Here is a 24,383-nt window from a genome sequence, read left to right as displayed (position 1 = left end):
AAAAATTTATACGGATATTTAATTTTACTTGGTTATAATACTTTTATGATATTTTTAATTTTTTCTTTCATTGTATTATTGATTTTTGGCTTAGCAAATGTTTATATTTATAAAAGATTAATCAAGAAAATTACTCTTTTTAAGTATTTTTATAAAATTTTTGCCTTTATTTTTATTGTGCTTTTTTTAGCCCAAGCTGTGTTTTTAATATTTCGTAGAGATGAATATTTAAGTGATGCTTGGTATGAAATTTTAGCCATGCTTTATGCGCCGACTTATTGTTTGTTTTTTATGACTTTAGCTTGGGATTTTATTAAATTGATTTTAGCTCTTATGGGTAAAAGAGATAAAAAATATAATCTTATTTTGCGTTTGATTTTTGAGTTTTCTCTTATAGTTTTAAGTGTGTTTTTAATTTATGTAAGTATAAATAATGCTCTAAAAACACCTGAAGTAAAGAGTGTTGATGTTGAAATACCAAATCTTAAACAAGATTTAAAAATTGCCATGCTTACTGATATACATTTGGGTAAAAATTTGCATGAAAATTTTTTAGATAAGCTCATCACTAAAGTGAATTTGCAAAGTCCTGATATGGTTGTAATAGTAGGAGATCTGATTGATACTAATCCTAAAGATTTAAAAAATTACATCTCAAAACTTAATGATTTTAATTCCACTTATGGAACTTTTTATGCCTTGGGAAATCATGAGTATTATCATGGTATCAATGAAGTTTTGGATTTACTTAGAAAACATACTAATATGAAAATTTTAGTCAATCAAAATTTAGATTTAGGTTTTATAAATATTGCTGGAATTGGAGATTTAGCCGGACTTAATAAGGGTTTATATGCTCCTGATTTAGCAAGAATAAAAGTGGATTTAAATACAAGTAAAGCTAGTATTTTACTCACACATCAACCTAAAACAGCTTTGCTTTATGATTTAAGTGATTTTGATCTTGTTTTAAGTGGGCATACGCATGGAGGGCAAATTTTTCCTTTTATGTTTTTAGTTAAACTTCAGCAAGGTTTTGTTCATGGGCTTTATAATTTAGGAGAAAAAACTAAGCTTTATGTGAGTAGTGGCGCAGGATTTTGGGGGCCAAGTCTTAGAGTTTTTGCTCCGAGTGAAATAGTGATTTTAAATTTAAAAGGAAAAAAATGAGTTTTTCAAAAGAAAGTTCAAGGCTTTTTGGTTTTGTAGCGGGGATTAAATTTCCTAAAATGATACAAAAAGTTATTAATGAAAATTATGTTAAGTATTTTAATATCGATATGAGCGAATTTAAAGCTCCTTGTGAATACGAGAGTTTAAATGCTCTTTTTACAAGAACTTTGCACATTCCAAGGAAACTTGAAGAAGGTTTTATCAGTCCAAGTGATGGTAAAATTTTAGAGTGTGGAAGTACTTTTTTGGCAAATGAAGAACATTTTGCTTTTTCTATAAAAGAGCATACTTATAGCGTTGAGGAGCTTTTAAAAGATAGCTTTGAAAAAGATGAGCTTAAAAATGGGCTTGATTATGTCAATATCTATCTTTCTCCAAAAGATTATCATCGTTATCACAGCCCTTGTGATATGCAAATTTTGAGTGCAACTTACATAAGTGGCGCCCTTTATAGTGTAAATGAAAAGCATTTAGAACGCATTAGTAATTTGTATGTAAAAAATGAAAGAGTGAGTTTAAAATGTCAAAATGAAAAAGGTATTTTTTGGCTTGTTTTTGTAGGAGCGCAAAATGTAGGAAAAATGCGTTTTAATTTTGATACAAGCATACAAACCAATGCTAAAATTTCTCATAATTTTACTAGAAAATATGAAAATTTAAATTTCAAAAAAGGCGAAGAACTAGGAAATTTTGAACTGGGTTCTACTATAGTTTTAATCTCTCAAAAAGGGATTTTAAATTTTAATTTAAAAGCAGGGCAGGGTATTAAATTTGGAGAAAAAATAGCGGATTAGTTTTTAGGAGTTTTATTTGCCATTTGATAGATAAAGGCAAAAACTTCAGCCACAGCTTTATACATATTAGGTGGAATTTCATCACCTAAGTCAAGTTTGCTTAAAATTTCTATTAAATCTTCATCTTCTTTAATGGGAACTCCGTATTCCTTGGCTAAAGAAATAATTTTAGCAGCACTTTCACCTTTGCCACTTGCAAGCACTTTTGGGGCAGAGTTTTTTTCTTTTTGATAGCCTAGAGCTACAGCTTTTTTAATCGATCTTTTGATTTTACTCATACTTTTTTATCCATACCCATTTCAAGATCTAAATTTTTCATATTTCTAGTATCAAATTTACTTCTTATGATATCACCTACGAAGAAATTTGCACTTAAAAGTCCTGCTTTATTGATATTTCTTTTAAGCTCATGGGCATTTTCATAGATGGTTTTTCTAAATTCAATATTTTCTGCCATAATATTAATATCTATATATTTTTCATTATTTAAAGAAATAAGAATTTCCAAATCCCCAAGTTTTGCAAATTTGAGTTTAATCTGAGCAAAAAATTTATCCTTTTTTCCGCGTCTAAACATAATTTTAGAATCATTTAAATCATCCCAAGAAAAAGGCAGATAAGTATTGATAGAATCATTAGCTAAAGACATAAGCTGATTGATTTCAATTTGCGCTAAAAGACGATTAGCTTGATTATATATAGCTTCATTGCCTTCATTTTTAGCTAAATTTGAAATTTGCAAAAGTGTTGATTTTACATCATGATGTAAAGATTCAGCTATATCTTGTTCTGTTTTTGGTTTAATTTGCGCTAGATCTTTGGTAGAAAGATTGAGTTTGTGTTCGAGATTTTTAAGTTCTGCTTGATTAAGCTTGGCATTTTGAGTATAGGGTTCAAGTTCTTTTAAGCTTTCATTAAGTCTACGAGAAAGATTGCTTAAATTTTTACTTAAATCTTGCACTTGTTCTAGATCTAAATTTTCTACATTAAATGCTAAATTTTTTACAATATTTTGTTTTATAAATTCCTGATTTTTAAAAATATTTTGCATAGTTTGGTTATTGTTAGATTGAATATTTTGAGAATTATTTAAATTTTGCGTGTTGTTTGTGTTAGGATTTGAAGTGTTGGTATTTGTATTGATTGAAGTTTTGTTTTCTGTTTTTGTTTCATAAAATTTTGGATTTTCTTTGATATTTTCTTTTGATTTTTCTTGTTTTCCATCTTTAATTTTTTCTTGGTTTGGAGTAGAGTTTTTTATATCATTGTCTGGCTTATTTTCTGTTTCATTGTTTTGAATATCATTTTTTGTATCTTGGGTATCTTCTTCGTGAGTTTTTATATCAGAATCTAAATTTTCATCTTCTTTTATATCAGTTTCTTTTGCATGCGAATTTTCTTCGTTTTTTGAATCTTGCTTAATATCGGTTTTAGTATCATCTGTGAGAGTTTCTTCTTTTGATGCTTTTATATGTTTTTCTTCATCTTGGTTTTTTGTGTTATGATTAAGTTTTTCTTCTTTCATATTTTCTTTGTTACTTAAAAGATTTTCTAAAATATTTTCTTTATCTTGTATTTTAGAAGCTTGATTGCCTAGTATATTTTTTAAAGTATTTTCAAGTTTTTCAAAGGCGGTAGCAGTTTGCTTAAGGATGTTTGGATCTTTTATCATTAAATTTTCTGGCTTATTAAGAGCTTTGAAAAAATCATTTTTGATGGAATTTAATTCTTTTAAAATTTTATTAGCTATAGGGGTGATTTTTTCTTGAGCATGACTGGGATTTTTACTTATATAATTTTTAAAATTTTCCAATTTAGAACTTAAATTTAAAAGTGCTTTAAAAGAACTTTGATTTAAAATTTGCTTATTTTCAATTTTGCTAGAATTAATAATATTTTTTAATTCTTTTAAAGTGTCTTTTGGGCTTAAATTTGTATTTGCAAGCTGGGCTATCTGAACGCTTAGTTTTTTACTACTAAGACCTTTGATTGTACTTAAAAGAGAGTGAAAACTTTTGGGTAGTAATTCTTCGTTTAGAGCATCTTTTAATTTAGCTTCTAAAAATACGCCTGAATTTTTAAACAAAGGAGCTAAGTTATTGTTTTTTATTTCACTGGCAGGTTTTAAAATTTGATTTAATCTGTCTAAAACTTGTGTAAAAGTATCACTTTTTGCAAGTTCTGTACTTAAGATTTTTAATTCATTAGCAAAATTAGGAGCTAAATTTAAATTTTTTCCTTGTTTAAGTACAGGGGAATCGGGATTTTTTTGAGCATTGATTTGATCTAAAAGTTTATTAACAAGTTCTTTTAATTTGATACCTGTTTCATTTTGAACAAATTTTGCTAGTATTTCTTCACTACTAGCGTCCTTGCTTAAACCTAAGTTTTGCTTTAAAGCTTGTGCAAGTGCTTCTTTTGGATTGTCCTTTAAATTTGTTTTATCTTTTGAGGTAGAGTTATCTACTTTTAAATCATTTTTTTGCGTATTGGCAATTTGACTTGCTAGTTGAGTATTAATCATCAAATATCACCATATTTCCAGGCTTTTTCTTAAATTTTTTATTTAAAATATTTGGTTTATTGATAGCAAAAAGAATTAAAAATGCTAAAGAAACTATATAAAACCATATAAAACCTTTGATTTCAAAATATTGCATTAAAAAACCTAAAATTAAAGGGCCAAACAAAGAGCCCAAAGAATAACAAAAAAGAACCCCACGACCTAACTCTACACCTTTATTTTTGTTTACTAAAACATCATTTGCTCTAGCAAGTGCTAAAGCATATAAACAAAATATTCCTATACCAAGAGTAATTCCTAAAAAATATTGCATATACAAATGAAGTTTAAAAAAGATAAATATAAGTATAGTGATAAATCCTATGCTTGCACAAGTGATAATGGCAAATTTGCGACCAAGTTTGTCTGAAATAGTTCCTATGATGGTTTGTGCAATAAAACCACCTAAAACCCCACAAAATATAAAATAAGAAACCGCTTTTGTATCAAAACCTTGCAAAAGTATAAATAAAGATGCCATAGAAAAAAAGCCATTTATAAGCATTCCAGCTATAAAGCTTGTGACGATAGCTAAAGGAGCTATATCAAAAATTTTAGGTATAGAAATAGGACTTGATGCGGGTAAAACAGGTTCTTTGATTTTAATTAGATTTAAAGGTAAAGATGAAAGTAAAATTAAAGTTGCACTGAGAATAAATACACTATGTTTGCTCAAATTTAACGCTATGATTAAAACTCCAATACCAAACGCAAGATAAAAAACAATTTCATAAAAACCTAAAATTCTAGATCGAATGGCATTTTTGCTTTTTTCATTAAGCCATGATTCTATGACCATTAAAAGTCCATAGTAGCAAATTCCTATGAAAAATCTTAAAACAGCCCAAAAAATAAGATTTTCGCTTACTGTATGAAGCATAGCTGAAATTCCAAAAATAGCACCAAATAGCCCAAAAGAGCGTATATGACCTATACGAGAAATAATTTTATGAGCACTGATAGTTCCAACAAGAGCGCCTACAAAAAAACAAGAACTTACTACTCCAACAGCTAAAGAACTTTCTCCGTTTTCTTTTAATATAACACCTATAGAGCTTACTATCAAGGCATTACCTGCAAATAAAAATGCCATACCAGCAAAAAGTGCTGTCATTGATTTAATAATTTTTTTTGGACTCATACTTTTTTATATATAAAATAAAAATAAACACACAAACTAGCAAGGATGAAATTCCACAAATATAAGCAAAGATATCTAATTTATCTTGGCGATGTAAAAATAAAAATCCAGCAACCAATATTACATAAGCCATCAATTTAAAGAGAGTAAAAAACATAGCAAAAAAATGGATTTTCTCTTTAACATTTGGCTTTAAATCGTCTTTTAGAACTTTAAAATGAATAATTTTTGATAAATTTTGTTTTTTTTTGATAAAAAGCGATGAAATGAAATTAAAATTTTTTTCATAATTTTTTGATTTTTTTATAATGACTTTTTTATAATTTAAATAAGAAGCAAAAATAATCAATAAAACACTAAAAAAAGCTATTTCATAGCTTAAAAATGTATCTAATTTAAAATGATTTAACGATGAAAATATGATCCAAAAAAATAAATGAATAATGGCAAAAATACAAAATAGAGCTTTTTTATGTTCCATTATTTGTTCTTTTCTTTTTGAATTTTTTCTTTGATCAACTCATCTCTTTCTTTAAATTCTTCATAGCTTTTTACTTGAACTTTATAAGCTTTGTAAACATTAAGTATAGCAGCACTGATCCCCCAAAAAACTCCAAGCCAAAAAAGCCAAGGATAAGGAGTAAATTTTTTAAGTAAATATCCTATTCCCACACCTATAAATACAGCAACAACCATAGAGATACCAAGACTTAAACCATCCGCAGCTTCAAGAGTTTTGCGAATGATTTTTTGTCTTTTGCTGTTGGAATTTTCTAAGTGATTTTTTTCTTCTTTTAAAATATTGCTCATATTCTTTTAAAGCTTTCCCTAACAGCCTCTAGTGTTGTATCTACAATTTTATCATCCATTTTTGAACATATAAAGCCTGTTTCAAATTGAGAAGGTGCTAAATAAATTCCATTTTCAAGCATATTTTTGTGAAATTTTGAAAATAATGCTAGATCAGATTTTAATGCATCTTGGTAGTTTGATACAGGATCTTTGGTGAAAAAGTATCCAAACATAGAACCTACATGACAAGCTTGCAGCGGAAGTCCTTTTTCATCTGCTAATTTTTTCATTCCTTGGGTAAGTTTTTTTGCTAATTTTCCAAGTTTGTCATAAAGCTTGGTTTTCTTTTTGGCTTTTGTAAGACTTGCTATACCTGCAGCCATTGCCAAAGGATTTCCACTTAAAGTTCCTGCTTGATAAACTCCACCCAAAGGACTTAAAATATCCATAATTTCAGCTCTAGAAGCAAATGCTGCTGCAGGTAGACCACCTCCTATTACCTTACCAAAAGTAATTATATCTGCTTGGATATGATTGATTCCATAGGAACCAAGGTAAGATGCTCTATATCCACTCATTACTTCATCAAAAATCAGCAGAGTTTGATTGTTTTTACAGATCTTAGCAAGTTCTTCTAAAAAATCTTGTTTAGCTGGAACTAACCCCATATTTCCAGCAATAGGCTCAATGATAACACATGCAATATCTTTATTTTTTTCAAAAAGCTCTTTAACGCTATTTATATCATTATATTTCGCTACTAAAGTGTGTTTAGCTACATCTTCTAAAACACCTAAAGAACTAGGAGAGTTAAAAGTAGCAGCACCACTTCCTGCACTCACCAATAATGAATCAGAATGCCCGTGATAACATCCTTCAAATTTTAAAATTTTATCTTTTTTAGTAAAGCCACGGGCAAGACGAATAGCACTCATGGTTGCTTCCGTTCCACTGCTTACAAAGCGGATTTTTTCTAAATGTGGAAAATCAGATAAAACAAGCTTGGCAAGTTCAGTTTCTAATAAAGTTGGAGCTCCAAAACTTGAACCTTTATGAAGTGCTTTTTGACAAGCTTTTTGTATATCTTTATCGCAATGTCCAAAAAGTAAAGGCCCCCAGCTTTGAACATAGTCTATATAAGAATTTCCATCTATATCGAAAATATAAGCACCTTTTCCATGAGAAATAAATTTTGGCTCACTTTGAACATTTGCAAAAGCACGAACTGGAGAATTTACACCACCTGCGATGAATTTACACGCTTCTTTAAAAGCTTTTTTGTTTGTCATTTTTCTTCCTTGCTAAATTGCTTGATGTAATTATATAAAGTTACAATTTCATCATTTGTTAAAGAGTAATTTGGCATGATTGATTTTGCGTCTTTACTCTGATTAAGAGAATTTTTAAAATTCTCAAAACTAAGATTTTGTATACTTGGAACTTTATAAGCTGTTTTAATACCATTTTTCATATAATATCCTAAAATTTGTTCGCTTCCATCTGCCCCATGACACTCTTTGCAGCTAATGCCTCTTGGATTTTCATAAAGCATTTTAGAGTATTCTTTAAGAGTGATAAAATCAGCACCAAAAAGACTGATGCTAAATAAAAAAAACATTAAAACAATTTTCAAAGTTTCACCTTGTTAATGAAGTTTTAATATGATACAATTTTTACTTTAAAAAAGTGATTAAATTTATAGAAGGAAAATAATGACTTTGCTTGATGGTAAAGCTTTAAGCGCAAAAATCAAAGAAGAATTAAAAGAAAAAAATCAATTTTTGAAAAGCAAAGGGATTGAAAGCTGTTTAGCTGTTATCTTAGTTGGAGATAATCCTGCAAGTCAAACTTATGTAAAATCTAAGGCTAAAGCCTGTGAAGAATGTGGAATTAAATCTTTAGTTTATCATCTTAATGAAAATACTACACAAAATGAACTTTTGGCATTGATTAATACCTTAAATCACGATGATAGTGTTCATGGAATTTTGGTTCAGCTTCCCTTACCTGATCATATTTGTAAAGATTTAATACTTGAAAGTATTATAAGTAGTAAAGATGTTGATGGCTTTCATCCTATTAATGTAGGATATTTAAATTTAGGTTTAGAAAGTGGGTTTTTGCCTTGTACTCCACTTGGAGTTATGAAGCTTTTGAAGGCTTATGAAATTGATTTAGAAGGAAAAGACGCTGTTATTATAGGTGCTTCAAATATAGTAGGTCGTCCTATGGCTACTATGCTTTTAAACGCTGGAGCTACAGTAAGCGTTTGTCATATTAAAACCAAAGATTTGAGCCTTTATACTAGGCAAGCTGATTTGATTATAGTAGCAGCAGGTTGTGTGAATTTACTTCGATCGGATATGGTAAAAGAAGGAGTGATTGTTGTTGATGTTGGAATCAATCGTCTTGAAAGTGGAAAGATAGTTGGAGACGTGGATTTTGAAGAGGTATCTAAAAAATCTAGTTATATAACTCCTGTTCCAGGTGGAGTAGGTCCTATGACTATAGCCATGCTTTTAGAAAACACAGTTAAATCTGCTAAAAATAGACTTAATTAGGGAAAATCTATGGAAATTTTAAAGAAATTATATAAATTTTCACAGTCTTGGACTGGAACTGTAGTTATTGTTCTTTTGGTGATTTTTTTCTTTATACAAGCTTTTGTTATTCCTTCTGGTTCTATGAAAAACACCTTGTTGGTAGGGGATTTTTTATTTGTTAAAAAATTTAGCTATGGTATCCCAACTCCTCATATTCCTTGGTTGGAAATTCCTGTTTTGCCGGATTTTAATAAAGATGGGCATTTGATAAAAGCACAAGGGCCTCAAAGAGGAGATATAGTTGTTTTTAGAAATCCTAGAAATGAAAAAGAACACTTTGTAAAGCGTTGTGTAGGCATAGGAGGAGATAGGATAGTTTATGCAAATAAAACACTTTATGTAAGAATGCATGAGGGTGATGATTTCATGAGAGAACATTATCCGAATGATCTTGTTACTCTTGGAGGGCAAATTTATGTAAAAGAACCTTATAAACAAAAAGGTATTCATTATGATCCAAAAAAAGATATAGAAAGTGATATTTTACGCTTTCTTAGCATAGGTGATTTTGCCATGTCTCCAACTTATATTAAAGAACTTGGAAATCATATAGGTTTTAGCGGCGGAAATGCTTATGTTTTTGATGTACCTGAAAATGAGTATTTCATGATGGGTGATAATCGCGATTATTCTTATGATAGTCGTTTTTGGGGTTCTGTTCCTTATAGGTTGATAGTAGGTAAACCTTGGTTTGTATATTTCTCTTGGGATAAAGATAAAAATGTTCGCTGGGAAAGGATAGGGCGTTTTGTTGATACCTTGGAAAATGATGAACAATATATCCATGATCATGATGATGAGGATAAATTAAGCTAATGTTTGTGAAAAACACAAACATTATATTTTTAAAAGCGTGATTTCATCACCTTTTTTTAATTCACTTATATTTTCTTCACTTATAAGTAAAAATTCACTTTTAATAAGTGGAAGTATCATACCAGATCCAAATTTATTTTCATTAAATGGTGTAAAAATATCTTTTTCTAAATTTCCTAAAATGAGATTATTTCTTCCGCTTTTAAGCTTTAAATCCATACCCATTGTAGCATGAAATTTTAAAGGATTGTCTAGGTTTCCACTTAATAAAGCAATAATTTTTTTAGCAAAAATAAAACAAGAAAGATAGGCCGCCATAGGATTTCCTGGTAAAATCAATACGAAATTCTCACCCTTTCTATAAAGCTTAGTAGGTCTTGCAGGGCGTGCTTTTAGTCCTTTAAAAAGCGGAGTAAAGCCTAATTCATCTAAAGCTTTTTCCATAAAATCAGCCTCGCCAACGCTTGCACCTCCTGAAGTGATTAAAAGATCAAAATTTGTATTTTCTAAAGCCTCTTTAGTGCTTTTAAAATTATCTTTGATAATACCTAAATAAGAAGCATTTTGAAGCATGGTTAGTAAAGGCAAAGCATTAGCATTATAAATACTTTCTTCATCGCATTCTTGCCAAGGTTCTTTTAGCTCATTTCCACTTGAAAAAATTCCTATGCGAATTTTTCTTATGACTTCTATTTTATAAAGCCCTTGAGAAGCAAGTAGGGCGATATGTTTATCATTAAGTTTAGTGCCTTTTTGAAGCAAAAGTTCGCCTTTTTTTAATTCTTCGCCTTTGTAGCGATAGGCATTGTATTGTTTAGGAGCTTTTTTAATGATGAGTTTATTTTCTTTTATACACTCATCTTCTAACATTAAGATAGTATCAGCATTTTTGGGCATTTTAGCCCCTGTCATAATTTTATAGCATTCATTTTTAGCAATTGTATAAAAATTTTTATCTCCTGCGAAAATAGTCCCTTTAATCTCCAAAGCCTCATTGACATCAGCATAATTAAAAGCATAGCCATCAAGAGCAGCATTGTCAAAACTAGGTAGATTTTTTCTAGCGTATAAATCTTTAGCTAAAATTCTATCTTTTGCTTTTTCAAGGTTAATAAGCTCACTTTCATCTAAATATGAAATTTGGTTCTCTAAGTCTTTTAAGGTTTCAAAGATATTTTTCATTCTTTAAGCCTTGCGATTTTCACACCTAAACTTTTAAATTTTTCTTCCAAATTTTCATAACCCCTATCAAGATGATAAATTCTATGTACTTTGCTTGTACCTTTAGCTGCAAGAGCTGCTAGGATAAGTGCTGAAGAAGCACGCAAATCTGTAGCCATAACATCAGCAGCATTAAGTTCTTTTCCGCCTACTATAGTAGCAATATGACCATTTAGCTTAATATCTGCACCCATTCTTAAAAGTTCACTTACATGCATAAAACGATTTTCAAATAGTCTTTCATCGATAATGCTAGTTCCATTAGCCTTTAAAGCTAGCGCCATAAACTGTGCTTGCATATCGGTTGGAAAGCCTGGATATTCGCTTGTCATGATTTCTATGGGTTTAATTTCTTTAGCAGGAAGTAGAGTGATACTATTTTCTGTATTCAAAGTTTCAAAACCCATTTGATGAAGTTTTGCTAAAACTGCGTTTAAATGTGAAGCATTAACTTTATCTAAAGTGATTTTAGAATTTGTAATGGCTCCAGCACAAAGATAAGTTCCTGCTTCAATTCTATCAGGTATAACACTAAATTCTTTAAATTCTAAAAGTTCTCCATCAGTGCCATAAATTTCAAGCTCATCTGTACCTATGCCTTTGATTTCAAGTCCTGCGTCTTTTAAAACTTCGCAAAGTTGAACAACTTCGGGTTCTTTTGCAACATTTAAGAGTTTGGTTTTGCCCTTAGCTAAAGCCGCTGCCATGATGATGTTTTCACTACCTGTAACCGTGATTTTATCAAAAAGAATTTCATTGCCTTTTAAATTTCCACTAGCTACAACATAGCCTTGCTTGATTTGTATATTTGCCCCCATTTTTTCTAAGGCTAAAAGATGTAAATCAATAGGTCTTTGTCCTATAGCACATCCTCCAGGCAAAGATACTTCACAATGCCCAAAACGAGCAAGTAAAGGCCCTAGGGTAAGTATGGAAGCACGCATTTTGCGTACAATGTCATATTTGGCTATGGTTTGATTAAGGGTGTTTGTGTTTAATAAAGCACTATTATTTTGAAAATTGACTTTAGCTCCTAAATTTTCTAGCAAAGATATAAGAGTTTTTATATCAGCAACATTAGGAACATTGTTGATTTTTACTTCGTTTTTAGCAAGTATGCTTGAAACGATCAAGGGTAGGGCGGCATTTTTTGCCCCGCTTATTGCAACATTTCCGCTTAAATGATTTGTGCCTTCGATTTCTAGATAAGTCATATTTTTCCTTGAAAAAGTTTAAAAATGCACCATTATAGCATTCTTAAACTTTTGAAAAAATATAATCAAGCTTGTTGGCTTTGGAGTTCTTGAATTTGAGCTTGAATTACATCTGCTTGAGATTTTAGCACATCAATTTGTTTTTGAAATGTCGTTTTCATTTGTTCGTTAGCGTTTGTCATTTTTTGAGTAAGTTCTGCAATTTTAGCTAAAATTTCAGCTAATTTTGCTATTAAAGCCTCTAATGCGGGATTTACGCCACCTTTGCTACTTTGAATGGAATTTTGGTCTTTGCGGTTTTCTATTTTTTCTTGACTTGCTTTGATTTCGTATTCTTTTTCATTATTTGAATTTGCTTGACTTAAACTTCTTGCTTCATCTGAAATTTGAATTTTAACCACATTGTCACCATGAATATTACTTGCCAAATCATTGTCTTTGTTTATTTGTGTTTGATAATTGCTAAAATTTTTTATCAAAGTATCTATTTTCATCTTAAATCTTTTTAAATTAATTTATATTGTTATCGGTTTTTTTATTTATAAATTTATATTAATGATAATTATTTTAAGGATATTTTGTTTTAAATTTTTATATTTATATTTTAAATGCAAAAAAGACTAAAGTTTCATAAAGTTTTTAAGTATTTTTTTACCTTTTTGAGTTAAAACCGCTTCAGGGTGAAATTGCAATCCATAAATAGGATATTTTTTATGTTTAATTGCCATAATAATATTTTCTGAATTATGAGCTAAAATTTTGCATTTTTTAGGCATAGAGCTAATATGTAAAGAATGATATAAACAAATTTCAATTTCTTTTTTAATACCTTTAAAAATAGGATCTTTTTTAAAATAAAGTTTAGAAATTTTACCATGCATGGGATTTTGCATTTTAGAAACCCTACCGCCAAAAATTTCAGCTATACACTGATGTCCTAAACATATACCTAAAATTTTTTTATTTTTTTTAAAATATTTGATTGCTTTTAAGCTTAATTTAGATTCCTTAGGAGAATGAGGACCAGGAGAGATGATAAGATGAGTGAAATCAAATTTTTCTAATTCTTTAGCTTTTTTAAAGGCATCGTTTTTTATCACTTTACATTCAAAACCAAGTTCTTTAAGATAATAGATGATGGTATAACTAAAAGAATCATAATTATCTATAAATAAAATTTTCTTCATTGTAATTTTACCTTTTTTAAACTACGCACGGAATTAATGCAATAAATATTTTCTGCTTCAAATAAATCTTGTTTAAATAATACTTTTTCTTTTATCAAACCAAGATTGATTAAGAAATTTCTATATACGCCATTTAACATACCGCTTTGAATTTGTGGAGTATAAAATTGAGCGTTTTTTTCTAAGATGAGATTGGTTCTTGAGCCTTCGCAAAGTTCATCTTTTTCGTTAAAAAAAGCTATGTCATAACACAAGTTTTGCTGCCATTTGTATGAGTGTTGATTATAAAAAGTACGTAAAGAGCTTTTGTGATAGAGATTGTCACTTTTTGAGTTAATTTTATCATCACTTAAAAGCAAAATATCGTTTGAATTTTGTTTTAAGGCACTTTGTTGAAAATCGTATCTTCCGTCTTTGTATAAAATAAGCTTTAAAATTCCTTCTTTATGTGGATTTTTAAAGGGTAGGGGAAAATTATAAAATAAAGAATGTTTTTTGTGGAAAATTTTTTCATCGAGTTTAAAAAGTGTAAAATTTTGATATTCTTTATAAGAACTTTTTTGGTTTAAAATATTATAAAAATCTTTAAAGAGCTTGTGAGTATTAAAATTAAATTTAAGAGCTGAATTTATAAGCCTTAATAAATGTTCTTTTAAAAATAAAATTTGAGAATTTTTAAAATACATGGTTTCAAAAAGATGAAAATCACAAGGATTTAAGATCGCGCTTTTAAGTTTTAATTCTTCAAATTCATCTTTGAATTTTGAGTCCCAAACCAAGCCACTACCGGTGCTATAAGTATAAATTTCATCTTGTTTTTCTAAGGTGCGTATGGCTACGCTAAATTTATTTTTATTTTTGTGTATTAAACCTATAGTTCCGCAGTAAATACCACGATCTCTTTGTTCTAATTCTTCAATAAATTTAATGCTTTCAAGCTTTGGAGCACCTGTAATAGAACCACAAGGAAAGAGAGCTTTAAAAATTTGATATAAAGAAATATTTTTTTTAAGTTTTCCTTGTACGCTTGAAGTCATTTGATGTAAAGTAGGGTGACTTTGAATTTCAAAAAGTTTGGTTTTTAAGCTTTTTTTTGTGATGATTTTTGAAAGATCGTTGCGTAAAAGATCACAAATCATAATATTTTCACTTAGATTTTTTGTATCATTTTGCAAGAAAATTTTATTTTCTTCATCTTTTATAGGATCTTTATCACGCTTAATTGTGCCTTTCATAGGTTTTGTAAATATTTTTCTTTTTTTGGTCTTGAAAAAAAGTTCAGGAGAGAAGGATAAAATTTCTCTTGTTTCATCTTTTATAAAAGCTTTAAATTCAGTATCTTGTCTAGAAAGCAAAAGTTTAAAAAGTTTAAAAGAATCCATTTTGCTATGAAATTTAAAATTTTGAGTGAGATTGATTTGATAAACTCTTCCTTTGGAGATTGCCTCTTTAACCTTGATGAAATTTTCTTTGTAATTATCTTGATCTAAAAAATTTATAAATTCAGGAAGAAATTTTTCTTCATCAATATCTTCTTTTTGAAATTTTTTTCTTTTTTTAAAAGCAAATATAGACAAATAAGCTTTTTTACTTATGAAATTTTTATCTTGAAAATATCTATATAGCTCATAATCAGCAAGCATTAAAATATAAAAATCATTTTTATATTTTTCTATAAATTTAAAGCACTTTTTACTTTCTTTGTGGTTAAAGGCTTTTAAAGTGTGTTTTAAATCATGGTAAAAATATTTATCAAAAACAGCATAGTTTTCAAGAGTCACTTAATTCCTTTGCAACCTGTGCGGCAAGTTTTAATTTATCATTATCAAAATGAGTATAAATTCTTGAAGTATTTAAACTCGCATGCCCTAAAGCTTCTTGAACTAAAACTAAATCTTTTTGCTTTTTATAAAGTAGGGTGGCAAAAGTATGACGCAACATGTGAGCACCATTTTTTTGTTTGCGAATTCCTGCACGAAATAAAAGCTGTTCTACTATGCGACTGACATAAGATTGAGTCAGTGGAGTGCCTTTTTTATTGACAAAAAGTAGGGCGTCTTTGCTCATATAATTAATACTTACATTTTTAAGCAAATCGTAAATAAGTTCTTTTTTTATCATTACAACACGATATTTATTGCCTTTAGCTCTTATTCTTATGATATAAAGATCGTTTTCTTCACTAATATCACCCATTTTGATATTGATAGCTTCGCTTACCCGTATGCCTGTAAAAATGATGATTTTAATAATAAGTTTATTGCGTACAGTATTGTTTCTAAAATCTGCATTTTCAATAGCATCAAGAAATTTTTTAAGCTCTTCTTCACTCATAAATTCAGGTAATTTTACCCCTTTAGAACCCGCTATACCTGCCCAGTTTTTAAGATTAATATCGAAAATATGCGCTTTTTCATCTTCTTCATTTTGCTTGTCTAAAAAATCAAAAAAATTAATCACAGCAATACGGTAATTTTTTTTACTTGCATCTGATAAAGCACCTGTTATACTTGCTAAAACTTCTACAATGAGTTCTTCATCAATCTGTTTTAAAGAGTAAAGCTTGTAAAAATTTAAATATTCAAATACTTTTTTTAAGGGGTTAAAATAAGTATTAACTCCACTTAAACCAGCATTTCTTGCTTTTTTTGCTAGAGCATCAAGTTCATCAATATTTTTTACACCTTTTGTAAGAGCAAAATTAACTTCTGCTAAAGCTTGTGGATTTTTTAGCTCTTTATTAGATAGCGAATTGAGTTTAAATTTTACATATTTTGCCAGCCAAAATAAGAATGATTTTTCAAAATTTTCTTCACAATCTAAAGGGTATTTCATAAAAACTTTTCCTAAAATCTAAAATTTTTAGCTTTTTAACTATAAAAGGTATTTTAGTATTAACTTAGTAAAAAAAAGCTTTTTTAGGAAAAAGTTTGTTTTTATATGCAAGGCAAAAAGATTGAAATATTTTTATTAAATAAATCTTATATCAATCATAAAAAGATATGATAAAAGGTAAAAATATGTAAAATTTATAATTTTGTATTGAAAACTGTAATTTTCAAACTTTTTTATATGCACCTAGATTATTCTACTTTAATATAGATTAAGCTACTATTTTTACATACTTTTATGATTTTACCTTTTGAGTGAAATAAACTTATCCATAAAATATAATGTAAAAAATTGATAATTTTATTTTGTAAATTAAAATTATATTTTACTTTTCTTGAAAACTATAAAGAATATTTAAAAATTAAATTATTTTATATTATTATCAAAATATACATAAAAATGATAACTTGTGCATTAAATTTTTTAATCCCCTATTCTTGATTTTTAGTTAAAGTAAATATTCTTAGTTATAAAATTTTTAAGAATATTTTTATTTTAATAGTTTTATAATGGTTATTACATAAAAACTTAATAAAAAGTTTTATCAAAACCAAATTTCAAGGAGAAGGTAATGAAATTTCCAGTAAAATTAGCAAGATCTATTGTTGTATGTGCTTTTTTAGCAGGTATAAGTGCTAGTGCATTAAGTGAAGGTAAAGAATATGTAATTCTTAAAAATCCTATTGCTAACGCTGATAATTCATTGATTGAAATTTTTTCTTATCGCTGTACTCATTGTTATGATCATCACAAATTTAATACCATGGGTAAAGTTAAAGAAAAATTACCCAATTTAACTTATAAATTTTTATCCTGTAAGTTCTATGGGAGATTATGGAAAGCAAGCTAATGAAATTTTTGCTTTTGCAGCATTTAAGGATGGTGTAAATAAAATTGATCCTACGGATAAAAATAGTTTAACTCATAAAGTTGCTGAAGCTTATTTTAATGCATATTTTAAGAAAAAACAAAGATGGGAAAATGGTAAAAATCCTGAAGCTTTTTATAGTGTCGGTTTAAAAGCAATGAATGTGAGTAAAGCTGATTTGGAAAATTTCTTAAAAACTCCAGAGGCTGCAGAGCTTTTAAAAAGTTATGAAATTGCCAATCTTATTTCGCAAAATTATGGCACCCCTGCTTTTGTTGTTAATGGAAAATATCAAATCATTCCAAGTGCAATCAACTCTCCAGAGGCTTTGATTGAAATTACTAAAGAACTTAGTAAGCAAAAATGAGTTGTATAAAAATGAAAGATAAATGCAGAAATTTTTCACTTTCCAAATGGCAAGATACGCGTGAACCTTGGTTAATTTTGATTATAGTTACTATAGGACTTACTTGTATAGCACATTTTTTATTTCAAGAATATCTTTTTATGGAACCTTGTGAACAATGTGTGTATATAAGATTTGATATGCTTGTTATGGCTATAGGTGGTATGATTGCATTAATCAACCCTACAAATAATATTATAAAAATTTTTTCTTATAGCTTAGCTTTTTATGGAATTTGGCTTGGCTTGGAGCATTGCCTAACTTTAAATCATATTCATGAAGTGGTTCATTCTGAAAATCCTTTTGCAGGTGTAGATGGATGTCGTGAAATTCCTATTTATCCATTTAATTTACCTTTGCATGAATGGGCTCCTAGTTGGTTTTTGCCAACAGGAGAATGTGGGATGGATACCCCTGTAGTTCCAGAAAATGCTTATAATCATCTTAATGCTTTTCAAAAATTTTTTATAGGAACTCCACCTGATTTTGAAAATGGGCTTTATAGTAATGGTTGGTATTTCATTCCTGGTTTAAAGTTTATGAATATGACAATTTGCTGTCTTATAGCATTTTTATGTTGTTTTATTGTGCTTTTTGCAATGTTTATAGCCTATGTTTTAGATAAAAATAAACCTAATGCTAAAATTTTTGCATTGGTGATTGTTATTTTGGTTTTGGTGCTTAATTTTATAGGCGAACCAAAAAATCCAAATCAAAATATAGCTAGTTTAAATCATTTAAATCAAGTTGTTTAAGGATACTCTTAAAATACGCAACAAATTATTTTTGTTGCGTATTATTAAAATTTTATTAAGCTATTTTAGGATGGCTTAAATAATTTTAAAGGATTGATCATGAGGCTTAGCAAAACTCTTTGTATGGCACTTTTGGCGGGTTCTACCCTACTTGCACCTAATGCTTTAATGGCCATGGGTGGTCCTAGTGGAGCGAAAATAGATTGGCAAATTCAAGGACAAATAGGTGCAATTAAAATGAATCCTTATGGATTGTCTCCTTTGACCGCTATTATCATGGATAATGGTTATGTCTTAAGTGATATAAAAGTAACCATTGTTCCTAAACCAAATGGTCAAACTATTTCTTATAATGTGAATTCTAAAATGGCTAAGACTTATGGTGGAATTCCTATTTTTGGACTTTATCCTTCTTATTTAAATACAGTAAAGGTAAGTTATACTAAAACTGCAAATGGTAAAAGTCAAAAAGTCGTTGATGAGATTTATAAAATTACAACTCCAGGGGTTAGCATAGAACCAAGTGGAAGCACTGATCAAAGAGGAACTCCTTTTGAAAATGTGAAAGTATTAAAAATGGATCCAAAATTTTCAGATAGGTTATATTTAGTAAATAATGCTCCTGGAAAACAATCTGGCAAAGGCTCACAATCTGTATGGAATAATCCTGTAGGTGGTGCTATGGAATGGGATGAAAATTCAAATGTCTTTATCATAGATACCAAGGGTGAAATCAGATGGTATTTTGATAACGATAAGCTAATGAACTGGGATAATATTTACAATCGTGGAATTATGATGGGTTTTCATCAAAACAAAGATGGAGCTTTAACTTGGGGATTTGGCCAAAGATATGTAAAATACGATGTTTTGGGAAGAGAAATTTTCAATCGTAAATTACCTACTGCCTATATAGATTTTTCTCATGCTATGGACAATATGCAAAATGGACATTATTTATTAAGAGTAGCTTCAGCAAATACCTTACGTCCAGATGGCAAGCATGTACGCACAGTGCGTGATACTATTATAGAAGTAGATAAGAATGGTAATGTTGTCGATGATTGGAGATTGTATGAGATTTTAGATCCTTATAGAAGTACTATTATAAAAGCTTTAGATCAAGGTGCAGTGTGCTTAAATATAGATGCAAGCAAAGCGGGTAAAACTTTAAGTGATGAAGAGCTTGCCAAAATGGATGAAAGTGACAAATTTGGAGATATAGCAGGTACAGGTATAGGTAGGAATTGGGCTCATGTAAATAGTGTTGATTATGATCCAAGTGATGATAGTATTATTATTTCTAGTCGCCATCAAAGTGCTGTTGTTAAAATTGGTCGTGATAAAAAAATAAAATGGATTTTAGGGGCACATAAAGGGTGGAATAAAGAATTTCAAAAATATTTATTGCAACCTGTAGATAAAAATGGCAAAAAAATTGTTTGCGATGATGATTATAGCAAATGCCCAGGTTATGAAAATGAAAATGGTGGATTTGATTTCACTTGGACACAGCATACAGGCTGGAGAATTGATAGTAAATCAAACAAGCGTTATATTTATATAAGTGTTTTTGATAATGGTGATGCAAGAGGAGCTGAACAACCTGCATTTGCAAGTCAAAAATATTCTCGTGCTGTAATTTATAAAATCGATCAGCAAAATAAAACTGTGGAACAAATTTGGGAATATGGTAAAAATCGTGGAAATGAATGGTTTTCTCCTGTAACTTCTTTAACTCAATATGAACCAGATAAAGATTCTATTATGGTTTATAGTACAACAGCCGGAATGGCTTTTGATCTTAGTAAAGGTGTAAGTGTTGGAGAGCCAAAACCTGAAATTGATGAATTTAACTGGGGTGCTAAGGAACCTTCAGTTCAAATTCAATTTAGCGGTTCAGGAACGGGTTATCAAGCAATGCCTTTTAGTGTTGATCAAGCATTTAATCCTAAAAAATAATAACAATAAGCCCAAAAAATAAATTTGGGCTGCTTATTTATTTTTTTTAAATAAAATTATCTTTGAAAATTTTATTTAACTAAGGATATAGTATGCGTAAATTTTTTTGCAAATTTGTTTTAACGCTTGTATTTTGTTCAAGTTTTGCATTAGCAAATAATAGTTTTATTACTCTTAATCCAAGTTTGCCTAACTCTGAAAATAGTGTAATAGAAGCATTTTCTTATAAATGTATACATTGTTATAATCATCATAAATTTGGAACTCTTGAAAAATTAAGAGAAGCTTTTCCAAATTTACATTTTAAACTCTATCCTGTAAGTTTAATGAATGGAGATTTTTCCAAGGAAATGAATGAGCTTTTTGCCTTTGCTCAATACAAAGATGAACAAAATGGTAAAGACGCGAGTTATTCTGATAGTTTATCTCATAAACTTGCCGATGCTTATTTTGTTTCTTATTTTTTAAACAAGCAAAGAAATTTTTCAAATTTAGATGAATTTTACGACATAGGCTTAAAGGCTATGAATGTAAATAAAAATGAAGTATTAAATTTTTTAAATACCCTAAAAGCTAAAGAAATTTTAAGTGAGTTTCAAAGAGCTAATGACATAGCTAAAACCTATGGCACCCCTGCTTTTGTTGTTAATGGAAAATATCAAATTAACCCAAGCGCAATCAATTCAATGCAAGATTTAGAAGATCTAGTTAAAAAATTAAGCAATATGAAATAATAAATTTTTAAGGCAATAAAATTGCCTTAAAATTATTTTTTGATCATATTTGTATAAGGTCCATAGCGATGTTGGGTTGTAGAAAAGCTATCATCATAAGGTCCTACATCCATATCTAAAGGCTTAACCTTTCTATCTGGAAAGTCTTTATCTCTATTTGCTTTAATAGGACGAGCTTGTGAATTCATGTAAGCTGCTACATCATAAGCATCTTCAAGACTTAAGTCAGGCGCACCTTGAGGCATATTTTCTTTAATATAAGAAGCAGCTTTGATAAGACGATACATTCCAGCCCCTGTATTATAACTATCATCACCCCAAAGTGGTGGATAAAGATAATACGCCCCTGCGCTATCCTCATTTTTAAGCCCTAATCCATTTTCTTGATGACAAACAGCACATTTATCCATATAAATTGCCTTGCCTTTTTTAGGATCAGCTGCTCTTGAGATGAAATCTATCTTTTTAAGTCCCTGCCCTTCTATCTTAGCTCCTACTGGAACTCCTTGAGATAACCATTGCATATAAGTTAGCATGGCTTTCATTTCAGGCGCATCACTAGGCATTCTTTTGCCATTCATAGAGCGTTCAAAACAGCCATTGATCCTATCTGCTAAGGTAATTACTTTATCTCCTCTGGCATTATATTGCGGAAATCTTGCCCAAATTCCTACAAACCCTGATTGATTTTGCACACTTCCACCATTAGCATGACAGCTTGAACAAGAAAGATTATTTCCCGCAAATCTTTTTTTAGGATCTTTGGCATGCGGACCCACATATTTGCTTGTTTCATTAAGAATTTTATTTCCCAAAATAACCATTTTACTATATTCTGAATTTTTTGGCATTTTAGTTTCATCTATAGTGCCATCTTCATTTAAAGCCTTAGGCAAATTCCATTTAGCAACGGGTAGATCAATACCTGTTGCACTTTTAGTTTTTTCCAAATTTAGATCTAAGGCTAAGGCACAACTTCCACATAACAACAAAGTTAAAACTATAGAAAATTTATTCATCAATTTTCCTCCTTATTTTGCGTAATTTAAATTCAGTATAAGACTTTATTTAAAAAAAGTCAATAAAACCTAATTATATTTTAAGAAAAAAGCTTTAAACCTTAAAATAATATTTATATTTAAAATAGAACTTATAAATATTTAAAGCAAAAATAAAGTTTTTTTGCTATAATAAAATCTTGCAATATTTTTAAAGGTTAGGTTAATGAAAAATTTAAGCATTCAAGAAAAAAAAGACTTAGACAACTGCGTTTTTCAAAATCTTGGAAGGCAAGATGCTTTTACTTTAAGTGCGATTTTTAAAAATTTTTATTTAAAAATTAAAGCATTTATTTATTCTAAATAATACCACTTAAAATCTTTTTTTGTGTAAGAAAGATCTTTAAAAGAAGGCGATTGGATAAATAGTTTGCACTCTTTATCCAAATTTTCTATTCCGTATATTTTCATAGCCATTCTTGAGTCATGTTTTGTAAGTTCTATTCCAACGCAATCTTGATTGTTGATTTTGTAAAGCAAAGTACCACCGTCTTTTTCATCTATATTTAAAATATCCAAATTCTTATTTTTACTCATATCTTTTACATCTTTACTAAAAGAATATCGGAGTTTATAATATATCATAATATCCTGCATGGTATTTTTCAAATTTTGCAAATTTTCATTAATCAAATATCCATTATTTTTATAAAGTTTTAAAAAATCTTCATTAAGAAATTTTTGAAAACTTTCATCTTTAGATAATTTTTGACAAGAATTGTAGCTATTTAAAATTCTAACTTGACTGGCTTCTATTAAAAGTTCAAGGCAATCTTTATTTTCTTGTGAAAATTGCACTAATTTAACTTCTTGAATCTTAAAATCTTTGTTTGGTTTTTTTTCATAAGCAAAATCATTTAATTTTTCATAAATATTAGCAAAACTTAAAGAATATAAACTAAAAAAAAATAAAATACACTTTTTCATTGAAAAAAATCTTTGTATTTATTTTTTAAAAATTCCACCACTTCTAAAATTTCATCAACTCCTTCTTTATTGGAATTTTCGAGCACATTATCTATATTATCAATATAAGCTTCTATTGCATTTTCTAATTTTTCTCTTTTAACTCCAGCGTATAAAAGCATAGCTTCTAAAACTATGCTAAGTTCATATTGTAAATCTTCTAGTTCATTTTTTAAGGTTTTATTATTGTTTTGATTCATTGTTTTCCTTTTTAAGTTCTTTGCTTTTGATTAAATCAATAATTTGAGCCTTAATATAGCTATAATTTGTCCCATCTTTAAATGTTGCAAAAAGTCCACCACTAGCATTTTTATGTCCACCACCACCTACTAAATTTTTAGCCATTAAACTTACATCTATTTTTCCGTTTGCACGAAAACTTAAGGTTTTTCTAGAACTAACATCAATAAAAAAATCATAATCAGGATTTTTTACTAAAAAATCATTTCCAATAACAGAAGTATTGCCTATATTTGAAGTTAAGATACCTTTATGGCCTTCATATTCTATGCTAAAATTTTCTTTTAGCTCACTTAGTTTTTCAACTACAAAATAAGAAATTAAATTAGAAAGAGTATCATCATTTTTTCTGGAAAAATAATCCTTTTTTATAAAATGAGTAGCATTATCGAGTAAAATATTCGCATTTTCTTTTCCTATAAATTTCCAAGCCTTATCAAGCAAGAAAAACATATAATCAATTTGCGATTCTTTAAACATCACGCGATTTATTTCTTTTGCATTGGCAATCAAGCCTAAAAAAACCTTTCCAAGTTCAAAATTTTCATCCTCGCTTAGCCAAATATCAACAGCATTAACCACATCAACAAATTTTGAAAGCTCTAAAACAGGGGTGCAGATTTTAGAGAAAAAATCATAAACAATTTTAGTTGCACATCTTTTAGAATCAAGTAAATACCAAGAATATTTTTGAGCACATTCTTCGCCGCTCTGATGATGATCAAGAAGAAAAATTTTAATATTTTTCTCTTTACATTTTTTTTCAAATTCTTCGCATTGATTTAAATTTAAATTTAAATCTGTTATTAGAATAATAGCTTTTCCGAAATTTTCATCTTTTTCTATATCACCTATAATAGAGTCAAAATTTTCATTAATTTCTTTACCATAATTAGAATTATAAAATTTCACATTTTTAAAATAAAAATTTACTACAAATTGACAAGCATAACCATCAAGATCTGTGTGCGAAAGATGATAAATTTTCATTATATTCC

General features: G+C 28.9%; 26 protein-coding genes and 1 pseudogene. 10 read left to right on the top strand and 17 right to left on the bottom strand.

Annotation, left to right across the window (positions count from 1 at the left end; translation table 11 throughout):
- Positions 1 to 45 precede the first annotated feature (45 nt).
- Together ELQ04_RS03570 and ELQ04_RS03565 are read left to right on the top strand one after the other, a co-directional pair.
- Positions 46 to 1,170, top strand: coding sequence for a metallophosphoesterase (locus ELQ04_RS03570; RefSeq protein WP_044777842.1), 1,125 nt, complete (start codon positions 46 to 48; stop codon positions 1,168 to 1,170).
- Entirely contained in the window at positions 1,167 to 1,967 is an 801-nt protein-coding gene (locus ELQ04_RS03565; protein WP_002937664.1) for a phosphatidylserine decarboxylase, read from the top strand. Before ELQ04_RS03570 ends, ELQ04_RS03565 begins: the two co-directional genes overlap by 4 nt.
- Here the strand turns inward: ELQ04_RS03565 and ELQ04_RS03560 are convergent.
- The 7 genes from ELQ04_RS03560 to ELQ04_RS03530 are packed head-to-tail and all read right to left on the bottom strand — an operon-like array spanning position 1,964 to position 8,096.
- Positions 1,964 to 2,245, bottom strand: coding sequence for a FlhB-like flagellar biosynthesis protein (locus ELQ04_RS03560; RefSeq protein WP_002937672.1), 282 nt, complete (start codon positions 2,243 to 2,245; stop codon positions 1,964 to 1,966). The two genes, ELQ04_RS03565 and ELQ04_RS03560, sit on opposite strands and share 4 nt — an antisense overlap.
- Complete coding sequence (locus ELQ04_RS03555) at positions 2,242 to 4,491, bottom strand: flagellar hook-length control protein FliK (RefSeq protein ID WP_044777843.1); 2,250 nt, start codon at positions 4,489 to 4,491, stop codon at positions 2,242 to 2,244. Before ELQ04_RS03555 ends, ELQ04_RS03560 begins: the two co-directional genes overlap by 4 nt.
- The gene (locus tag ELQ04_RS03550) at positions 4,484 to 5,671 is read right to left on the bottom strand and encodes an MFS transporter (RefSeq protein WP_044777845.1); all 1,188 of its coding nucleotides are present in this window, start codon (positions 5,669 to 5,671) and stop codon (positions 4,484 to 4,486) included. Before ELQ04_RS03550 ends, ELQ04_RS03555 begins: the two co-directional genes overlap by 8 nt.
- On the bottom strand, positions 5,649 to 6,152 hold the full coding sequence (locus ELQ04_RS03545) for a membrane protein (RefSeq protein ID WP_002877200.1): 504 nt from the start codon (positions 6,150 to 6,152) through the stop codon (positions 5,649 to 5,651). Before ELQ04_RS03545 ends, ELQ04_RS03550 begins: the two co-directional genes overlap by 23 nt.
- Positions 6,152 to 6,481, bottom strand: coding sequence for an AtpZ/AtpI family protein (locus ELQ04_RS03540; protein ID WP_002852414.1), 330 nt, complete (start codon positions 6,479 to 6,481; stop codon positions 6,152 to 6,154). Before ELQ04_RS03540 ends, ELQ04_RS03545 begins: the two co-directional genes overlap by 1 nt.
- Complete coding sequence (gene hemL / locus ELQ04_RS03535) at positions 6,478 to 7,752, bottom strand: glutamate-1-semialdehyde 2,1-aminomutase (protein WP_044777847.1); 1,275 nt, start codon at positions 7,750 to 7,752, stop codon at positions 6,478 to 6,480. The genes ELQ04_RS03540 and hemL overlap by 4 nt, the downstream gene beginning before the upstream one ends.
- Positions 7,749 to 8,096 carry a c-type cytochrome gene (locus ELQ04_RS03530; RefSeq protein ID WP_002852485.1) on the bottom strand — a complete coding sequence of 116 codons (348 nt, stop codon included), beginning with the start codon at positions 8,094 to 8,096 and terminating at the stop codon, positions 7,749 to 7,751. Before ELQ04_RS03530 ends, hemL begins: the two co-directional genes overlap by 4 nt.
- 79 nt (positions 8,097 to 8,175) lie before the next feature.
- Here ELQ04_RS03530 and folD point away from each other — a divergent pair, with 79 nt between their 5' ends.
- Complete coding sequence (gene folD / locus ELQ04_RS03525) at positions 8,176 to 9,024, top strand: bifunctional methylenetetrahydrofolate dehydrogenase/methenyltetrahydrofolate cyclohydrolase FolD (protein ID WP_002852542.1); 849 nt, start codon at positions 8,176 to 8,178, stop codon at positions 9,022 to 9,024.
- Between the two features lie 9 nt (positions 9,025 to 9,033).
- Positions 9,034 to 9,882 carry a signal peptidase I gene (gene lepB / locus ELQ04_RS03520; RefSeq protein WP_044777849.1) on the top strand — a complete coding sequence of 283 codons (849 nt, stop codon included), beginning with the start codon at positions 9,034 to 9,036 and terminating at the stop codon, positions 9,880 to 9,882.
- A gap of 21 nt (positions 9,883 to 9,903) precedes the next feature.
- Here lepB and ELQ04_RS03515 read toward each other — a convergent pair whose 3' ends face one another.
- From ELQ04_RS03515 to ELQ04_RS03490, 6 genes are all read right to left on the bottom strand, one after another.
- Positions 9,904 to 11,064 carry a molybdopterin molybdotransferase MoeA gene (locus tag ELQ04_RS03515; protein ID WP_002937689.1) on the bottom strand — a complete coding sequence of 387 codons (1,161 nt, stop codon included), beginning with the start codon at positions 11,062 to 11,064 and terminating at the stop codon, positions 9,904 to 9,906.
- Positions 11,061 to 12,317, bottom strand: coding sequence for a UDP-N-acetylglucosamine 1-carboxyvinyltransferase (murA, locus tag ELQ04_RS03510; protein WP_002937692.1), 1,257 nt, complete (start codon positions 12,315 to 12,317; stop codon positions 11,061 to 11,063). The genes ELQ04_RS03515 and murA overlap by 4 nt, the downstream gene beginning before the upstream one ends.
- A gap of 65 nt (positions 12,318 to 12,382) precedes the next feature.
- Positions 12,383 to 12,811 (bottom strand): flagellum-secreted nonflagellar protein FspA2, encoded by a 429-nt coding sequence (fspA2, locus tag ELQ04_RS03505; RefSeq protein ID WP_002937694.1) that lies wholly within the window; start codon positions 12,809 to 12,811, stop codon positions 12,383 to 12,385.
- A gap of 126 nt (positions 12,812 to 12,937) precedes the next feature.
- Positions 12,938 to 13,504 carry an aminodeoxychorismate/anthranilate synthase component II gene (locus ELQ04_RS03500; RefSeq protein WP_002871815.1) on the bottom strand — a complete coding sequence of 189 codons (567 nt, stop codon included), beginning with the start codon at positions 13,502 to 13,504 and terminating at the stop codon, positions 12,938 to 12,940.
- Entirely contained in the window at positions 13,501 to 15,285 is a 1,785-nt protein-coding gene (locus tag ELQ04_RS03495; protein ID WP_002937697.1) for a bifunctional anthranilate synthase component I family protein/aminotransferase class IV, read from the bottom strand. Before ELQ04_RS03495 ends, ELQ04_RS03500 begins: the two co-directional genes overlap by 4 nt.
- Positions 15,275 to 16,339, bottom strand: coding sequence for a tyrosine-type recombinase/integrase (locus ELQ04_RS03490; RefSeq protein ID WP_002871813.1), 1,065 nt, complete (start codon positions 16,337 to 16,339; stop codon positions 15,275 to 15,277). The genes ELQ04_RS03495 and ELQ04_RS03490 overlap by 11 nt, the downstream gene beginning before the upstream one ends.
- A 628-nt stretch (positions 16,340 to 16,967) precedes the next feature.
- Here ELQ04_RS03490 and ELQ04_RS08840 point away from each other — a divergent pair.
- The 5 genes from ELQ04_RS08840 to ELQ04_RS03470 all read left to right on the top strand — a co-directional run bounded on the left by ELQ04_RS08840 (position 16,968) and on the right by ELQ04_RS03470 (position 21,121).
- A complete protein-coding gene (locus ELQ04_RS08840; RefSeq protein ID WP_243833003.1) occupies positions 16,968 to 17,246 on the top strand; it encodes a hypothetical protein in 279 nt (92 codons plus the stop codon).
- Positions 17,221 to 17,631, top strand: a complete 411-nt coding sequence (locus tag ELQ04_RS08835) for a hypothetical protein (protein ID WP_243833001.1) — start codon at positions 17,221 to 17,223, stop codon at positions 17,629 to 17,631. Before ELQ04_RS08840 ends, ELQ04_RS08835 begins: the two co-directional genes overlap by 26 nt.
- Positions 17,628 to 18,425 carry a protein-disulfide oxidoreductase DsbI gene (dsbI, locus tag ELQ04_RS03480; RefSeq protein WP_044777752.1) on the top strand — a complete coding sequence of 266 codons (798 nt, stop codon included), beginning with the start codon at positions 17,628 to 17,630 and terminating at the stop codon, positions 18,423 to 18,425. Before ELQ04_RS08835 ends, dsbI begins: the two co-directional genes overlap by 4 nt.
- Positions 18,426 to 18,524: 99 nt before the next feature.
- The gene (locus ELQ04_RS03475) at positions 18,525 to 20,387 is read left to right on the top strand and encodes an aryl-sulfate sulfotransferase (protein ID WP_134224442.1); all 1,863 of its coding nucleotides are present in this window, start codon (positions 18,525 to 18,527) and stop codon (positions 20,385 to 20,387) included.
- 92 nt (positions 20,388 to 20,479) lie between these two features.
- Complete coding sequence (locus ELQ04_RS03470) at positions 20,480 to 21,121, top strand: thiol:disulfide interchange protein DsbA/DsbL (RefSeq protein WP_044777754.1); 642 nt, start codon at positions 20,480 to 20,482, stop codon at positions 21,119 to 21,121.
- Positions 21,122 to 21,153: 32 nt separating this feature from the next.
- On the opposite strand, the gene ELQ04_RS03465 is transcribed toward ELQ04_RS03470, so the two are convergent.
- A complete protein-coding gene (locus tag ELQ04_RS03465; RefSeq protein WP_044777756.1) occupies positions 21,154 to 22,140 on the bottom strand; it encodes a c-type cytochrome in 987 nt (328 codons plus the stop codon).
- 205 nt (positions 22,141 to 22,345) lie between these two features.
- On the opposite strand from ELQ04_RS03465, the pseudogene ELQ04_RS08695 reads away from it, so the two are divergent.
- Positions 22,346 to 22,496, top strand: a pseudogene (locus ELQ04_RS08695) (hypothetical protein).
- On the opposite strand, the gene ELQ04_RS03460 reads toward ELQ04_RS08695, so the two are convergent.
- From ELQ04_RS03460 to ELQ04_RS03450, 3 genes are read right to left on the bottom strand one after another with little or no spacing between them, the layout of a single operon-like run.
- The gene (locus ELQ04_RS03460) at positions 22,474 to 23,106 is read right to left on the bottom strand and encodes a hypothetical protein (RefSeq protein WP_044777760.1); all 633 of its coding nucleotides are present in this window, start codon (positions 23,104 to 23,106) and stop codon (positions 22,474 to 22,476) included. The pseudogene ELQ04_RS08695 and the gene ELQ04_RS03460 overlap by 23 nt on opposite strands.
- On the bottom strand, positions 23,103 to 23,345 hold the full coding sequence (locus ELQ04_RS03455; RefSeq protein WP_002852415.1) for a hypothetical protein: 243 nt from the start codon (positions 23,343 to 23,345) through the stop codon (positions 23,103 to 23,105). The genes ELQ04_RS03460 and ELQ04_RS03455 overlap by 4 nt, the downstream gene beginning before the upstream one ends.
- The gene (locus tag ELQ04_RS03450) at positions 23,329 to 24,375 is read right to left on the bottom strand and encodes a DHH family phosphoesterase (protein WP_044777769.1); all 1,047 of its coding nucleotides are present in this window, start codon (positions 24,373 to 24,375) and stop codon (positions 23,329 to 23,331) included. The genes ELQ04_RS03455 and ELQ04_RS03450 overlap by 17 nt, the downstream gene beginning before the upstream one ends.
- Positions 24,376 to 24,383 lie beyond the last annotated feature (8 nt).

Source organism: Campylobacter sp. CH278, assembly GCF_004378845.1.
GTDB lineage: Bacteria > Campylobacterota > Campylobacteria > Campylobacterales > Campylobacteraceae > Campylobacter_D > Campylobacter_D jejuni.
Note: the sequence above shows the minus strand (reverse complement) of the source record. Positions and strands in the feature narration are given on the sequence as shown.

Excerpts from the sequence above, each read along its gene's own strand:
- ELQ04_RS03570 (WP_044777842.1), top strand. The coding sequence starts at position 46 with ATGATATTTTTAATTTTTTCTTTCATTGTATTATTGATTTTTGGCTTA.
- ELQ04_RS03565 (WP_002937664.1), top strand. The coding sequence starts at position 1,167 with ATGAGTTTTTCAAAAGAAAGTTCAAGGCTTTTTGGTTTTGTAGCGGGG.
- ELQ04_RS03560 (WP_002937672.1), bottom strand. The coding sequence starts at position 2,245 with ATGAGTAAAATCAAAAGATCGATTAAAAAAGCTGTAGCTCTAGGCTAT.
- ELQ04_RS03555 (WP_044777843.1), bottom strand. The coding sequence starts at position 4,491 with ATGATTAATACTCAACTAGCAAGTCAAATTGCCAATACGCAAAAAAAT.
- ELQ04_RS03550 (WP_044777845.1), bottom strand. The coding sequence starts at position 5,671 with ATGAGTCCAAAAAAAATTATTAAATCAATGACAGCACTTTTTGCTGGT.
- ELQ04_RS03545 (WP_002877200.1), bottom strand. The coding sequence starts at position 6,152 with ATGGAACATAAAAAAGCTCTATTTTGTATTTTTGCCATTATTCATTTA.
- ELQ04_RS03540 (WP_002852414.1), bottom strand. The coding sequence starts at position 6,481 with ATGAGCAATATTTTAAAAGAAGAAAAAAATCACTTAGAAAATTCCAAC.
- hemL (WP_044777847.1), bottom strand. The coding sequence starts at position 7,752 with ATGACAAACAAAAAAGCTTTTAAAGAAGCGTGTAAATTCATCGCAGGT.
- folD (WP_002852542.1), top strand. The coding sequence starts at position 8,176 with ATGACTTTGCTTGATGGTAAAGCTTTAAGCGCAAAAATCAAAGAAGAA.
- lepB (WP_044777849.1), top strand. The coding sequence starts at position 9,034 with ATGGAAATTTTAAAGAAATTATATAAATTTTCACAGTCTTGGACTGGA.
- ELQ04_RS03515 (WP_002937689.1), bottom strand. The coding sequence starts at position 11,064 with ATGAAAAATATCTTTGAAACCTTAAAAGACTTAGAGAACCAAATTTCA.
- murA (WP_002937692.1), bottom strand. The coding sequence starts at position 12,317 with ATGACTTATCTAGAAATCGAAGGCACAAATCATTTAAGCGGAAATGTT.
- fspA2 (WP_002937694.1), bottom strand. The coding sequence starts at position 12,811 with ATGAAAATAGATACTTTGATAAAAAATTTTAGCAATTATCAAACACAA.
- ELQ04_RS03500 (WP_002871815.1), bottom strand. The coding sequence starts at position 13,504 with ATGAAGAAAATTTTATTTATAGATAATTATGATTCTTTTAGTTATACC.
- ELQ04_RS03490 (WP_002871813.1), bottom strand. The coding sequence starts at position 16,339 with ATGAAATACCCTTTAGATTGTGAAGAAAATTTTGAAAAATCATTCTTA.
- ELQ04_RS08840 (WP_243833003.1), top strand. The coding sequence starts at position 16,968 with ATGAAATTTCCAGTAAAATTAGCAAGATCTATTGTTGTATGTGCTTTT.
- ELQ04_RS08835 (WP_243833001.1), top strand. The coding sequence starts at position 17,221 with ATGGGAGATTATGGAAAGCAAGCTAATGAAATTTTTGCTTTTGCAGCA.
- dsbI (WP_044777752.1), top strand. The coding sequence starts at position 17,628 with ATGAGTTGTATAAAAATGAAAGATAAATGCAGAAATTTTTCACTTTCC.
- ELQ04_RS03475 (WP_134224442.1), top strand. The coding sequence starts at position 18,525 with ATGAGGCTTAGCAAAACTCTTTGTATGGCACTTTTGGCGGGTTCTACC.
- ELQ04_RS03470 (WP_044777754.1), top strand. The coding sequence starts at position 20,480 with ATGCGTAAATTTTTTTGCAAATTTGTTTTAACGCTTGTATTTTGTTCA.
- ELQ04_RS03465 (WP_044777756.1), bottom strand. The coding sequence starts at position 22,140 with ATGAATAAATTTTCTATAGTTTTAACTTTGTTGTTATGTGGAAGTTGT.
- ELQ04_RS03460 (WP_044777760.1), bottom strand. The coding sequence starts at position 23,106 with ATGAAAAAGTGTATTTTATTTTTTTTTAGTTTATATTCTTTAAGTTTT.
- ELQ04_RS03455 (WP_002852415.1), bottom strand. The coding sequence starts at position 23,345 with ATGAATCAAAACAATAATAAAACCTTAAAAAATGAACTAGAAGATTTA.
- ELQ04_RS03450 (WP_044777769.1), bottom strand. The coding sequence starts at position 24,375 with ATGAAAATTTATCATCTTTCGCACACAGATCTTGATGGTTATGCTTGT.